Annotated in this window: 11 protein-coding genes; 10 read left to right on the top strand and 1 reads right to left on the bottom strand. The window is 73.7% G+C overall.

Translation table 11 applies throughout. The features are described 5' to 3' along the window. Positions 1 to 2: 2 nt before the first annotated feature. Positions 3 to 1001 (bottom strand): NAD-dependent epimerase/dehydratase family protein, encoded by a 999-nt coding sequence (locus JWP64_RS26775; RefSeq protein ID WP_297502594.1) that lies wholly within the window; start codon positions 999 to 1001, stop codon positions 3 to 5. 61 nt (positions 1002 to 1062) lie between these two features. Between JWP64_RS26775 and purS the strand changes: the two genes are divergently transcribed. The 10 genes from purS (at position 1063) to purM (ending at position 13527) form a co-directional block, all read left to right on the top strand. Next, positions 1063 to 1296 (top strand): phosphoribosylformylglycinamidine synthase subunit PurS, encoded by a 234-nt coding sequence (purS, locus tag JWP64_RS26780; RefSeq protein ID WP_297502596.1) that lies wholly within the window; start codon positions 1063 to 1065, stop codon positions 1294 to 1296. Further along, on the top strand, positions 1293 to 1979 hold the full coding sequence (gene purQ, locus JWP64_RS26785; RefSeq protein ID WP_297502598.1) for a phosphoribosylformylglycinamidine synthase subunit PurQ: 687 nt from the start codon (positions 1293 to 1295) through the stop codon (positions 1977 to 1979). The genes purS and purQ overlap by 4 nt, the downstream gene beginning before the upstream one ends. Positions 1980 to 2057: 78 nt before the next feature. Continuing rightward, a complete protein-coding gene (locus tag JWP64_RS26790) occupies positions 2058 to 3254 on the top strand; it encodes a PP2C family protein-serine/threonine phosphatase (protein ID WP_297502600.1) in 1197 nt (398 codons plus the stop codon). Next, entirely contained in the window at positions 3251 to 4924 is a 1674-nt protein-coding gene (locus JWP64_RS26795; RefSeq protein WP_297502602.1) for an ATP-binding protein, read from the top strand. Before JWP64_RS26790 ends, JWP64_RS26795 begins: the two co-directional genes overlap by 4 nt. Then, on the top strand, positions 4921 to 5358 hold the full coding sequence (locus JWP64_RS26800) for a response regulator (protein ID WP_297502605.1): 438 nt from the start codon (positions 4921 to 4923) through the stop codon (positions 5356 to 5358). Before JWP64_RS26795 ends, JWP64_RS26800 begins: the two co-directional genes overlap by 4 nt. Before the next feature lie 363 nt (positions 5359 to 5721). Further along, positions 5722 to 8019 (top strand): phosphoribosylformylglycinamidine synthase subunit PurL, encoded by a 2298-nt coding sequence (gene purL, locus JWP64_RS26805; protein WP_297502607.1) that lies wholly within the window; start codon positions 5722 to 5724, stop codon positions 8017 to 8019. After that, positions 8016 to 8360, top strand: coding sequence for a sterol carrier family protein (locus JWP64_RS26810; RefSeq protein WP_297502609.1), 345 nt, complete (start codon positions 8016 to 8018; stop codon positions 8358 to 8360). The genes purL and JWP64_RS26810 overlap by 4 nt, the downstream gene beginning before the upstream one ends. A 141-nt stretch (positions 8361 to 8501) precedes the next feature. Continuing rightward, positions 8502 to 10718: a bifunctional diguanylate cyclase/phosphodiesterase gene (locus JWP64_RS26815; RefSeq protein WP_297502611.1), complete on the top strand. Its 2217-nt coding sequence runs from the start codon at positions 8502 to 8504 to the stop codon at positions 10716 to 10718. 88 nt (positions 10719 to 10806) lie between these two features. Next, on the top strand, positions 10807 to 12354 hold the full coding sequence (gene purF, locus JWP64_RS26820; RefSeq protein ID WP_297502623.1) for an amidophosphoribosyltransferase: 1548 nt from the start codon (positions 10807 to 10809) through the stop codon (positions 12352 to 12354). A 63-nt stretch (positions 12355 to 12417) separates the two neighbouring features. Then, positions 12418 to 13527 carry a phosphoribosylformylglycinamidine cyclo-ligase gene (gene purM / locus JWP64_RS26825; protein WP_297502613.1) on the top strand — a complete coding sequence of 370 codons (1110 nt, stop codon included), beginning with the start codon at positions 12418 to 12420 and terminating at the stop codon, positions 13525 to 13527. Positions 13528 to 13696 lie beyond the last annotated feature (169 nt).

Below are 13696 nucleotides of genomic sequence, written 5' to 3' on the forward strand. Positions count from 1 at the left end.
TCTCAGGCGCTCGCGAGCAGGCTCGCCTCCTCCTCGGGGGTGAGTCCGGCGCGGCGGTCCCGGTCGAGCCCGAGCGTCTTCTCCCACTCCAGCGCGGCGCGTGCGGTGTCGGCCACGGACCGCGCGGTGAACCCCGCCGCCAGGGTCGCCGTGACATCCCGGTCCGCGATCCCCCAGTGCGACTCCGGGAGCCACAGCGGCAGCGAGCGCGGGCCGGCCCAGACGCCCACGCCGGCCTCCGCGAGCGTCTCCGCCGGCAGCCCGACGACCTCGAGATCCGGGGCCCCGACCGCACCGGCGACCTCGTCGAGCACCTTCGCGAGGGTGGTGGCCGGGGCCGTCCCGTCGAAGGTCCCGCCGGTCCCGGCCTCGGCGCAGCGCATGATCCACTCCGCCAGGTCCCGGACGTCGACGATCTGCGCGGGATGCCCCGGCACGTCCGGCACCACGACCCGCCCACCCCGGGCGAACCGGTCGGCCCAGTACCCGAAGCGGTCCATGACGTCCCCGGGCCCGCACATCAGGCCGCCGCGCACCACCAGCGCCCGGTCGCCCGTCGTCGCGCGGACCGCGTCCTCGGACGCGAGCTTGATCGCGCCGTAGGCGTTCGGGTCCGTGTCGGGCGAGTCCACCGCCGGCGACTCGAGGAGAGGCTCCAGCAGTGGCGCGGACGCGGTCCCGCCGCGCGTCGTCGTGTCCGAGTAGGCGTTGATCGACGAGACGAAGGTCCAGTGCCCGCTCGTCGGGGCCAGGACGTCGAGCGCGTCCCGGACCCAGCCCAGCGACATCGTGGCCACGTCCACGACGGCGTCGAACCGCTCGCCGCGCAGCGGTTCCAGCGAGCCCGGGACGTTCCGGTCGATCGTGACGAGGGCCGCGCCGTCGGGCGGGGCACCGGAGGCACCCCGAGCCGCGCACACGACGTCGTGGCCTCGGCGCCGCGCCGCGGCGGCGATCGCCCGCGAGCAGAAGACCGTCCCGCCGAGCACCAGTACCCGCATGTCACCAGGCTCACCCGGCCACCCGCCGGGAGCAATGCGTGTTCACCGTAGGCTCGACACCGTGGCGAGAGTCGTGGTGGACGTGATGCCGAAGCCGGAGATCCTGGACGTCCAGGGCCAGGCGGTCTCCCGGGCGCTGACCCGCATCGGGGTCGCCGGGGTGGCCGACGTGCGGCAGGGCAAGCACTTCGAGCTCGAGGTCGACGACTCGGTCGACGACGAGACCCTGCACCGCATCGCCGGCGACCTGCTGGCGAACCCGGTGATCGAGGACTGGAAGGTGACGCGGGTATGAGCGCCGTGCGGATCGGGGTCATCACCTTCCCCGGCACCCTGGACGACGTCGACGCCGCCCGCGCGGTCCGCCGCGCCGGCGCCGAGCCCGTCGCCCTCTGGCACTCCGACCGGGACCTGCAGGGCGTGGACGCGGTCGTCGTCCCGGGCGGGTTCTCCTACGGGGACTACCTGCGCGCCGGGGCGATCGCGAGCCTCGCGCCGATCATGTCCGAGGTCGTGTCCGGCGCCGCCGGGGGCCTGCCCGTGCTCGGCATCTGCAACGGCTTCCAGATCCTCTGCGAGGCCGGCCTGCTGCCCGGCGCCCTCGCCCGCAACGCGGGGCTGCACTTCGTGTGCCGGGACCAGCGGCTGCGCGTCGAGAACGCCGGCACCGCCTGGACCTCCGCGTTCACCGAGGGCGAGGAGATCGTCGTCCCGGTCAAGAACGCCGAGGGCCGCTACGTCGCGGACGGGGAGACGCTCACCCGGCTCGAGGACGAGGGCCGGGTCGCGTTCCGGTACGTCGGCGGGAACCCGAACGGCGCCATGGCGGACATCGCCGGCATCACGTCGGAGAACGGCCGGGTCGTCGGGCTCATGCCCCACCCGGAGCACGCCATCGACACCCTCACAGGGCCGTCGGAGCAGGGGCTGGGTCTGTTCACCTCCCTGCTCAGGACACTGACGGGTGCCGCGGTCTAATCTGCGCATCCGTCCCTCCGGGGCGCCGATGACGCGGCCCGCCGCGGCGGCCCGATCGCTCCCCACGAGAGGTTGTCCGTGTCCCGACCCCTCCCCGGCGAACCCGGCCACCGGGTCCTGCTCGTCGAGGACGATCCGGGGGACGTGTTCCTGGTCCAGGAGCTGCTCGCCGAGGTCGACCCGAGCGTGCGGGTGTCGGTCGCGGACTCCGTCCGTGCGGTCGTCGAGGGCAACCTGCTCGCCGAGACGGACTGCGTGCTGCTGGACCTCAACCTGCCCGGCACCAGCGGCCTCGACGGGCTGCGGCAGATCCTGCGGACGGAGCCCGGCATGGCGGTCTGCGTCCTCACCGGCCTGGACGACGAGCACCTCGGCATCGAGTCCGTCGGGGTCGGCGCGCAGGACTACCTGGTCAAGAACAAGGCCGACGGCGCGGTGCTGATCCGCGCGATCCGCTACGCCGTCGAGCGCCGCCGGGCCGAGGCCGGCCTGGTGCGCCTGCGCGAGGAGCAGCTCGCGGCCGCGGAGTCGGTCCGCCTCGAACGCGGCCTGCTGCCGTCGCCGCTGCTCGACGGCAGCAGCGTGCGCGCCCGGGCCTTCTACCGCTCCGGTCGCACCCGCTCCGTGCTCGGCGGGGACTTCTACGACGCGGTGCGCGGTCCGTCGGGCACCGTCCACGCGATCGTCGGGGACGTCTCGGGCCACGGTCCGGACGAGGCCGCCCTCGGCGCCCTGCTGCGTGTCTCCTGGCGCGCGCTGGTGCTGGCCGGGGTGGCCGAGCCGCAGCTGCTGCCCAAGCTGCAGGAGGTGTTCGTCAGCGAGCGACACGACCGCACCCTGTTCACCACGGTCACCACGCTGGCGGTCGAGCAGACCGAGGGCGGGCGCGCGCAGGCGCTGATCCGGGTGGCCGGACATCCGCCGCCCATCGCGCTGCGGCCGGGAGCGCTGCCGGTGCAGGTGCCGGTCGGGGTGCCGCTCGGGGTCGTGGCGGACAGCGCGTGGGAGCCGAAGACCGTCGAGCTCGCCGAGGGCTGGGCGCTGCTCGTCTACACCGACGGGCTGATCGAGGGTCGCGGCACCGAGCCGGGCCAGCTGCTGTGGCAGGAGGGCCTGGTCGAGCTGCTGGGACAGGAACGGGACGTGCCGCTCGGGGACCTGCCGAGCCGGCTCGTCGAGCGCGCCCAGACGATCAACGGCGGCCCGCTGTCCGACGACGTCGCGATCCTGCTGCTCTCGGACGCGCGCACGCCGCGTGGCGTGGGGGTCGGGTGAGCGTGCCCGTGCCGGAACGCACCCGTCGGCCGCTGCGGCGCCAGCACCGCGTCGAGGAGGACGCCGCGGCGGCGAAGCACTGGCCGATCCGTCGCTGGTTCGCCCTCGGTGCGAGCGCCGTCGTGGTGATCATGGTGCTCGCCGTCGTGTTCGGGACGATCGCCGTGCTGCGCATCAACGACGCCCGGGACCGGCTCTACGACCAGGTCTCCCCGGCGCTCACCGCCGGCAAGGACGTCAACTCGGCGCTGCTGGACCAGGAGACCGGTGTCCGGGGCTTCGCGATCGTGCCCACCCCGGACTTCCTGGCGCCCTACGCGAACGGGGTGGAGGCGCAGAACCGGGCGTTCGCGCAGCTCTACGCCCTGCTGGGACCGCAGGCCTCGCCGGCGTTCGGCCCGGCCGACGGGGCCGTCCGCGCGGACGTGGACGAGCTCAGCCGGGCCACCCAGGCGTGGCGGGAGCAGTACGCCGAGCCCTCGATCGCCGCCGTCCGGGCCGGTGCCGCCCCCGTCGATCCGCAGCGCGGCCGGGAGCTGTTCGAGGACGTCCGCACCGCGAGCAGCGGTCTCGTCACCGATCTCGCACAGGTGCGGGCCGAGGCCCGTGGCCAGCTCGACCGCGCCATCCGGTTCCTCTCGGTCGTCGGCGTCGTGATCGCGGTGATCGCGGTGGGGTTCCTGGTCGGCGCGTCCCTCGCCGTACGGGGGGCCGTCCTGCGGCCCATCTCGCGGCTCGCCGCGCAGACCCGCGCGGTGGTGGCCGGGAACGTCGGCGCGCAGGTGGTGCAGGCCGTCGGGCCGCGGGAGATCGTCGAGCTCGGGCAGGACGTCGAGGCGATGCGCGCGCACATCCAGCGGGAGGTCGACGAGCTGCAGGACGCCAACCGCCGGCTCGACGAGCAGACCACCGAGCTCGAGCGCTCCAACCGCGACCTCGAGCAGTTCGCCTACGTCGCCAGCCACGACCTGCAGGAGCCCCTGCGCAAGGTCTCGAGCTTCTGCCAGCTGCTGCAGCGCCGCTACGGTGGCCAGCTCGACGAGCGCGCGGACCAGTACATCGGCTTCGCCGTCGACGGCGCGCAGCGGATGCAGAACCTGATCAACGACCTGCTGACGTTCTCCCGCGTCGGGCGCACGACCGCGGGTTTCGCCGCGGTGCCGCTCACCGAGGCGGTGCAGGCCGCCGCGGGGCAGCTCGAGGCGGCGCGCGAGGACGTCGGCGGCGAGGTGGTCGTCCCGGACGACCTGCCGACCGTGCACGGCGACCCGGGGCTGCTGCAGCAGCTGCTCTTCAACCTGATCGGCAACGCGTTGAAGTTCCGCCGCGAGGGCGTCCCGCCCGTCGTCCGGGTCGAGGGGGCCCTCAACGACGCCGGGGACTGGGAGATCGCCGTGCGGGACAACGGGATCGGCATCGAGCCCGAGTTCGCGGACAAGATCTTCGTGATCTTCCAGCGGCTGCACGGCCGGGACGTGTACGCCGGTACCGGCATCGGCCTGGCGCTCGCGAAGAAGATCGCCGAGTTCCACGGCGGCCGGATCTGGGTGGACACCGACCCCCGGCCCGAGCCGGGCACGGTCGTGCGGTTCACACTTCCGGTGGCGGCCCAGACACCTGCGGGGCGGGCAGCTCCCGCACCCTCGGCAGAGAAGGAACCGGCTCAGTGACCGACGACCCCCGGATCATCAACGTGCTGCTCGTCGAGGACGACCCCGGCGACGTGCTCATGACGCGCGAGGCGTTCGAGGAGTACCTGCACAACCGGCTCGACGTCGTCACCGACGGCTCCGAGGCGCTGGCCTACCTGCGCAACGAGGGCCAGTACGCCGACGCCCCGCGCCCGGACCTGATCCTGCTGGACCTCAACCTGCCCCGCCGGGACGGCCGCGAGGTCCTCGCCGAGGTCAAGGGCGACCCCAGCCTGCAGCACATCCCGGTGATCGTGCTCACCACCTCGCAGGCCGAGGAGGACGTGCTCAAGAGCTATCAGCTGCACGCGAACGCCTACGTCACCAAGCCGGTGGACTTCGAAGGCTTCATCGAGGCGATCAAGCACATCGACCACTTCTTCGTGAGCGTCGTCAAGCTGCCGAACTCCTGATCCTCCTCCTCGGCGCCGCGTGGCGGGATCCGCATCACCCGCAGTCCCGGGGTGACGGTCGCGACATCCCGGTACGGGCCGGGGGCGGTCGTCGTCGCTGCAGGGGAGACCGTGGGCGTCGGGGAGGCGGTCGGCGACGGCGTGCCGCGCGACGTCTTCCGCTGGCGTGCCGCGTGCCGGTCGCCCTCGCGACCAGCACGAACACGCCGGCCGCGATCCCGGTCCGCACGGTGCCGTCCCGCCGGCCTGCCGACAGGCGCGGACGCCCACCGGCCCGGTATCACCCGATGGAGCCGGCGACCTCGATTCCGAGGACGCAGGTGGCGGCCGGAGCACTCCCGCGCGACCTTTAGGCTGGTTGTCGTGACTGAGCTCGCCGCACCGATCGTCACCGACACCGTGGCCCACGCGGCCGCCACCCCGGACCACCCCCAGCCCTATCGGGAACTGGGTCTCAAGGACGACGAGTACTCCCGCATCCGGGAGATCCTGGGCCGCCGGCCGACGGACGCCGAGCTGGCGATGTACTCGGTGATGTGGAGTGAGCACTGCTCCTACAAGTCCTCCAAGGTGCACCTCGGGTACTTCGGGGAGACCACCACGGCGGAGATGAAGGAGAAGATGCTCGCGGGCATCGGCGAGAACGCCGGCGTCGTCGAGATCGGGGACGGCTGGGCCGTCACCTTCAAGGTCGAGTCGCACAACCACCCGTCGTACGTCGAGCCCTACCAGGGCGCCGCCACGGGTGTCGGCGGCATCGTCCGGGACATCATGGCCATGGGCGCCCGCCCGATCGCCGTCGCGGACCCGCTGCGCTTCGGCCCCGCGGACGCGCCGGACACCGCGCGCGTGCTGCCGGGCGTGGTCGCGGGCGTGGGCGGCTACGGGAACTGCCTGGGCCTGCCGAACGTGGGCGGCGAGGTCGTCTTCGACGCCTCCTACGCCGGAAACCCGCTGGTCAACGCCATGTGCGTCGGCGCGATGCGCACCGAGGACCTGCACCTGGCGTTCGCCTCCGGCACCGGAAACAAGATCATCTTGTTCGGGGCCCGGACCGGCCTGGACGGCATCGGCGGCGTCTCCGTGCTGGCCAGCGACACCTTCGCGGGCGAGGAGGGCGGCGGCGGGCACAAGAAGCTGCCGTCGGTGCAGGTGGGGGACCCGTTCACCGAGAAGGTGCTCATCGAGTGCTGCCTCGAGCTGTTCCACGCGGGCCTGGTCGTCGGCATCCAGGACCTCGGTGGCGCCGGGCTGTCCTGCGCCACGAGCGAGCTGGCCAGCGCCGGTTCCGGCGGCATGCACGTGAACCTGGACACCGTCCCGCTGCGCGCCACCGGCATGACGCCCGCCGAGATCCTGTCCAGCGAGTCGCAAGAGCGCATGTGCGCCGTCGTGCGGCCCGAGGACGTGGACGCGTTCATGGCCGTCTGCGCCAAGTGGGACACCATCGCCACCGTGATCGGCGAGGTCACGGACGGCGACCACCTCGTCATCGACTTCCACGGCCAGACGGTCGTCGACGTCCCGCCGCGCACCGTCGCGCACGACGGCCCGGTCTACCACCGCCCCGTGCAGCGCGGCGACGGGCAGGACGCGCTGGTCGCGAACACCGCGGACTCACTGCCGCGCCCGGCGTCGCCGTCGGAGCTGCGGGCGGAGATCCTGCGGATGGCCGCGTCGCCGAACCTGTGCAGCCGCGCGTGGGTCACCGACCAGTACGACCGATACGTCCGCGGCAACACCGCCTCCGCCCAGCCGGCGGACGCCGGCGTCGTCCGGATCGACGAGGAGTCCGGCCGCGGCATCGCCGTCGCCACGGACTGCAACGCCCGCTTCGCCGCGCTGGACCCGTACACCGGAGCGCAGCTGGCGCTGGCCGAGGCCTACCGGAACGTCGCGACCTCCGGGGCCGTGCCTGCGGCCGTCACGAACTGCCTGAACTTCGGCTCGCCCGAGGACCCGCACGTGATGTGGCAGTTCAGCCAGGCCGTCCGCGGCCTCGCCGACGGCTGCGCGCAGCTCGGCATCCCCGTCACCGGCGGGAACGTCAGCTTCTACAACCAGACCGGCACCCAGGCGATCCTGCCCACCCCTGTGATCGGCATCCTCGGCGTCCTGGACGACGTCGCGACGCGCGTCCCGTCCGGCTTCCGGAACACCGGCGACGTCGTCGTGCTGCTCGGCCGGACCCTCGCCGAGCTCGACGGCAGCGAGTGGGCCCACGTCGCGCACGGCCACCTCGGCGGGCGCCCGCCGGCGGTGGACCTGGAGCACGAGCGTCGGCTCGCCGCGCTGCTCGCCGCGGCCGCCACGGACCGCCTGCTCACCGGCAGCCACGACCTCTCCGAGGGCGGCCTCGCGCAGGCGCTGGTGGAGGCCTCGCTCGTCGGCGGCCGGGGCGCGGAGGTGTCGCTGCCCACGCCGGGCGTCGTGGACCCGTTCGTCACGCTCTTCGCCGAGTCCGCCGGGCGGGTGCTGGTCACCGTCGCGCCGGAGAAGGCGGCGGAGCTGCTGGACCGCGCCGCCTCGGCGAACCTGCCGGCCCAGCGGCTCGGCACCGTCGGGGGAGACGTCCTGGCGATCGAGGGCGTCCCGGCCCTCCCGCTCGACGAGCTGCGCACGGCCTGGGAGGGAACCCTGCCCGCGCTCTTCGGCGCGTGAGCTCCGAGCGGGAACTGCTCGACGCCTGGCTCGCCGGCGCCGGACCGGCGCCGGACCGCGGGACGGTGAAGGCGGCCGTCAAGGAGTCGCTGCAGGAGCTGGTGGCCCGCGCGCCCGGGCACAGCGTCGAGGTCCGGATCCCCCCGTTCGGGGCGGTGCAGTGCATCGAGGGCCCGCGGCACACCCGGGGCACGCCGCCGAACGTCCTGGAGGCCACCCCGCAGACCTGGCTCGCCCTCGTCGTCGGGGCGCTGACCTGGGACGACGCCCGCGCGGCCGGGAAACTGAGCGTGTCCGGATCGCGGGCGGGCGAGGTCGCCGCGCTGCTGCCCCTCGTCTGACCGGCACCGCGCCGGGTGATGGACTTCATCACCGATCGGATGATTGCGTTCCCCTAGTGGTGGCGAAACGCGGTCGGGGGGTCGAAAATTGCGCCGATCGTGCCCAGCAACGACCGATCGGGCGAGGGTGGAGGTGGCGTCGTGGTCGCAGCGCGCAGCCTGCCCGAATCCGGCGACTCGCCTCCCCTCGGCGGCGGCATCCCGCTGCCCCGTACCGGCGCGCCGCTGGCGGTCACCCCGCCGGCGCCGTCGCCGTCCGCCCTGCGGGCCCTGGCCGGGCGCTGGCTCACGGTGCTGCCCGACGCCGGGGACCCCGATGTCGACCGGCTGTCCGAGCTCCTCGTCCGGCTCGCCACGGCCCTGCGCGCCGAGCCGTTCTGGCCGCTCGCGGCGCGCGGCGTCGGCGCCGAGCTGCTGACCTCCGGGCTGTGCGGCGAACGGTCCGGGATGGCCGGCTCGGCGCCCGAGGACACGCTGCCCGGCACGCTGGGCCTGCTGCGGGACGCCGGTCCGGCGGCGTTCGGCGTCCCCGGTCCCGAGGGTGAGCGGCGCCTCACCCTGGCTCTCGACGAGCTGGCTGCGGGCTTCTCCGGCGCGCTGCGCATGTGGACGCACCGCGCCCAGGAGGGCCTGCTGCTCGCCACGCTGCGCGCCCGCGAAGGCGTCGAGCGCGCGCTCGCCGCCAGTGAGACGCACTACCGGGCCATCTACACGCAGGGTCCGGTGGGGATCGCCGTCGGGGACCTCGACGGGATGATCATCGACCTCAACCCGGCGGCCTGCCGGATGATCGGCCTCACCGCGCCGCCCGAGCTCCCGCGCCCGGCCACGGACTACGTCCACCCGGACGACTTCGGTGCCTTCGCCTCGGCCTACCGCCGGCTCGGCTCCGGCGTCTCGGACACCGTCAGCCTGGACATCCGGGTCGTCGGGGTCGAGGGCGTCGTCGTGTGGGCCCACCTCACGGCGTCGTTGATCCGGGGCTCGCAGGGCCGGCCGAGCAACCTGATCGCCGTCATCGAGGACGTCTCCGAGCGCTACCGGCTGCGCTCCCGGCTGGTCCGCGCGTCGTCGGAGGACCGGCTGACCCGGCTGCCCAACCGCACGCTGATCGAGGAGTCGCTGCGCCAGGCGTTCGTGCCGGGTGCAGCCCGCCGGGTCGCTCTGTGCGCCCTGGACGTCGACGGGTTCACCCGGGTCAACGACGACCACGGCCACCGCGTCGGCGACGAGCTGTTGTCCGCCATCGCGGGCCGGCTGCGGATCGTCGCGGACCCGCACCTCGTCGCCCGCACGGGCGGGGACGAGTTCGGCGTGCTCGTCGTGGACCCGGACGGCGTGGCCGGGGTCGCCGCGCTCGCGGACCGGATCGTCGAGACGCTCGCCGCGCCGTTCGAGATCGGGGGCCGCAGCCTCGCGGTGACCGCCAGCGTCGGGGTCGCGGAGGACTCGACCACGCGGGTCTGCCCCGAGGAGCTGCTGCGGGCCGCGTCCGTGGCGCTGTCCTGGGCGAAGGGCCGCGGCGGGGGCACCCACGTCGTCTTCGACCCGGAGCGGGACGCGGGGGAGTCCGCCCGCTCCGAGCTGCTCAACGGGCTGGTGGACGCGATCGGCCACGGCGAGTTCCGGCTGGCCTACCAGCCGCTGGTGCACCTGGTGGAGCGCGACGTCCGCGGGGTCGAGGCGCTGGTGCGCTGGCAGCACCCGAGCCAGGGGCTGATCGGCCCGGGCCGGTTCATCGAGCTCGCCGAGCGCAGCGGGGCGATCGTCCCGCTCGGCCGCTGGGTGCTCGGCGAGGCCTGCCGCGAGGCCGCCCGCTGGTACGCCGCGCTCGGCCCGCGTGCGCCCTACGTCAGCGTGAACGTCTCGCCGCTGCAGCTGCCCGAGCCCGGCTGGGTCGACGAGGTCGCGCACGCGCTCGAGGTCACCGGCCTGCCGGCGGACCGGCTGCAGCTGGAGATCACCGAGCAGGCGGTGCTCGGCGACGAGCCGAGCACGATGGACGCACTCGCCGAGCTGCGGGCCGCGGGCGTCCGGCTGGCCCTGGACGACTTCGGCACCGGGTACTCGAGCCTGGCCTGGCTGCGCCGGCTCCCGGTGCACGCGCTCAAGATCGACGGCTCGTTCATCGACGGGCTCCGGCACGCCGACCCGGACCCCGTCGACCGGAGCATCGTGGCCTCGCTGATCCAGATGGCCCACGCGCTCGGGCTCGAGGTGACGGCCGAATGGGTGGAGACCGCGGTGCAGGCGGAGCGCCTCGCGGAGCTGGGCTGTGACCTCGGCCAGGGTCGCTGGTTCGGTGACGCCGGTCCCGCTCGGTTCGTTCCGGGCCTCGGGCCGCGTACCATCGAGTAGCCTGCGCTGTCGTCGTCTTCCTGAGGAGCGTGTGTTGAGTTCCCACCGGAACGCGCACCCGTCCGATCGTTCCCTCCCCCTCGTCGAGATCACCGAACCCCCATCGGACGTTGAGGACTCCCCCCGCGAGGAGTGCGGCGTCTTCGGCGTCTGGGCCCCTGGTGAGGACGTCGCGAAACTGACCTACTACGGCCTCTACGCCCTGCAGCACCGCGGCCAGGAGGCGGCCGGCATCGCCGTCTCGGACGGCCGCCGGATGGTGGTGTTCAAGGACCTCGGGCTCGTCAGCCAAGTGTTCGACGAGCAGTCGCTGTCCTCGCTGCGCGGGCACCTGGCCGTCGGCCACTGCCGCTACTCCACCACCGGGTCCACGACGTGGGAGAACGCACAGCCGACGTTCCGGACCACGGGGTCGGGCAGCGGCATCGCACTGGGCCACAACGGCAACCTGGTCAACACCGCCGAGCTGCGGGACGAGGTGTCGGCGCTGCGCGTGGTGAGCAAGGGCTCCCGCGTGCCGGCCACCACGGACTCCGACCTGGTCTGCGAGCTGCTCGCCGCCACGTCGACGGACCTCGGCGTCACCGAGGCCGCGCTGCAGCTGCTGCCGCGGCTGCGCGGTGCCTTCTCCCTCGCCTTCGCGGACGAGACCACGCTCTACGCCGCCCGGGACCCCCACGGCGTCCGCCCGCTGGTCCTCGGCCGCCTGGAGCGCGGCTGGGTGGTCGCGAGCGAGACCGCGGCGCTGGACATCGTCGGTGCGTCGATGGTCCGGGAGGTCGAGCCGGGCGAGCTGCTCGCGATCGACGAGGACGGCCTGCGCAGCTACCGCTTCGCCGCGCCGGAGCCCAAGGGCTGCGTCTTCGAGTACGTCTACCTGGCCCGCCCGGACACCACGATCTCCGGTCGTTCGGTGCACGCCGCACGGGTCGAGATCGGCCGTCGCCTCGCCGAGGAGTACCCAGTCGAGGCGGACCTGGTGATCCCGGTCCCGGAGTCCGGCACACCCGCGGCCATCGGCTACGCGCAGGGTTCCGGCATCCCCTACGGCCAGGGCCTGGTGAAGAACCAGTACGTCGGCCGGACGTTCATCCAGCCGAGCCAGACGATCCGCCAGCTCGGCATCCGGCTCAAGCTGACCCCGCTGCGCGACGTCATCCGGGGCAAGCGCCTGGTGGTCGTCGACGACTCGATCGTCCGCGGCAACACCCAGCGCGCGCTCGTCCGGATGCTGCGCGAGGCCGGGGCGCTCGAGGTGCACGTCCGGATCGCGTCGCCGCCCGTGCGCTGGCCCTGCTTCTACGGCATCGACTTCGCCACCCGGGCGGAGCTCGTCGCCAGCGGGCTGGACACCGAGGGGGTCCGCCGCTCGGTCGGCGCGGACAGCCTCGGCTACGTCTCGGTGGACAACATGGTCGCGGCGACGGACCAGCCGGCCAGCCGGCTCTGTTCCGCCTGCTTCACCGGCGAGTACCCCATCCCGCTGCCGGAGGAGGCCCGCCTCGGCAAGCACCTGCTGGAGGACCTCACAGCCGCCGGGGAACAGCCCGCGCTGGACACCTCAGGGCCGGCGTCGGGCGATGCCGGCCCCCTTTCGGTCGGCTACGGTGCTGCCGAGGCACTGAGCCGACCCTGAGTCCGGCCGAGCCCGGCCGCCTCGAACTCGATCACGAGAAACGCACCAGGAGCGAACCCCGTCATGCCCTCGACCGTGCCCGACAACTCCGCCCGCGCCAGCTACGCCTCAGCGGGCGTGGACATCGAGGCGGGTGAGGAAGCCGTCGAGGCGTTCCGGCCGTACGCGGCGAAGGCGACCCGCTCCGAGGTGATGGGCGGGATCGGCGGGTTCGCCGGGCTGTTCGCGCCGAAGTTCGGCAAGTACCGCGAGCCGGTGCTCGCCGCGTCCACGGACGGGGTCGGCACCAAGGTCGCGATCGCGCAGGCGATGGACAAGCACGACACCATCGGCCTGGACCTGGTCGCGATGGTCGTCGACGACCTGGTGGTCTGCGGCGCCGAGCCGCTGTTCCTGCAGGACTACATCGCCGTCGGCAAGCTCGTCCCGGAGCAGGTCGCGACGATCGTCAAGGGCATCGCCGAGGGCTGCCAGCAGGCCGGCTGCGCGCTGCTCGGCGGCGAGACGGCCGAGCACCCGGGCCTGATGGAGGCCGGCGGGTACGACCTGTCCGCCACCGGCGTCGGGATCGTCGACGCCGAGGCCATGCTGCGGCCCGAGCGGGTGCGCCCCGGGGACGTGCTGATCGCCATGGCGGCCTCCGGGCTGCACTCCAACGGCTACTCGCTCGCCCGGCACGTGCTGCTGGACATCGCCCGCATGCCGCTCGACGGGCACGTCGAGGAGTTCGGGCACACTCTCGGCGAGGAGTTGCTCACCCCCACCCGGATCTACGCGCGGGACTGCCTTGCGCTGGCCGCCGAGACCGGGGTGCGCACGTTCGCCCACATCACCGGGGGCGGGCTCGCCCGGAACCTGGAGCGGGTGCTGCCGGAGGGCCTGATCGCCGTCGCCGAGCGGGGGAGCTGGACGCCGGACCCGGTGTTCAAGCTCATCGCGGCCCGCGGGCGGGTGGAGCGGGCCGAGATGGAGAAGACGTTCAACATGGGCGTCGGCATGGTCGCGGTGCTCCCGCCGGACGACGTGGACCGCGCGCTCGCCGTGCTCACCGCCCGGCACGTCCCCTCCTGGGTGCTCGGTGAGGTGCAGCGGGGCTCCGAGGCGGGCCAGGACCCGGAACACACCGGTGTGGGCTCGCGGGTCCACCTGCGGGGCGAGCACCCCCGCTTCTGACCGTTAGGGCGTGTCTGGCGGATCTCCAGCCGGTCCGCGCCGCCCCAGACGGCTCCTCCTCGGCCTTGCGAGGCATCCGCCTGGCACGCCGCGGCTGCGGCATGGATCCGTCAGACACGCCCTACTGGCGGGACGGCTCGCGGAGCATCGGCGGGTGGAGGCTCACCGC

Source organism: Pseudonocardia sp. (genome assembly GCF_025465255.1).
Classification (GTDB): domain Bacteria; phylum Actinomycetota; class Actinomycetes; order Mycobacteriales; family Pseudonocardiaceae; genus Pseudonocardia.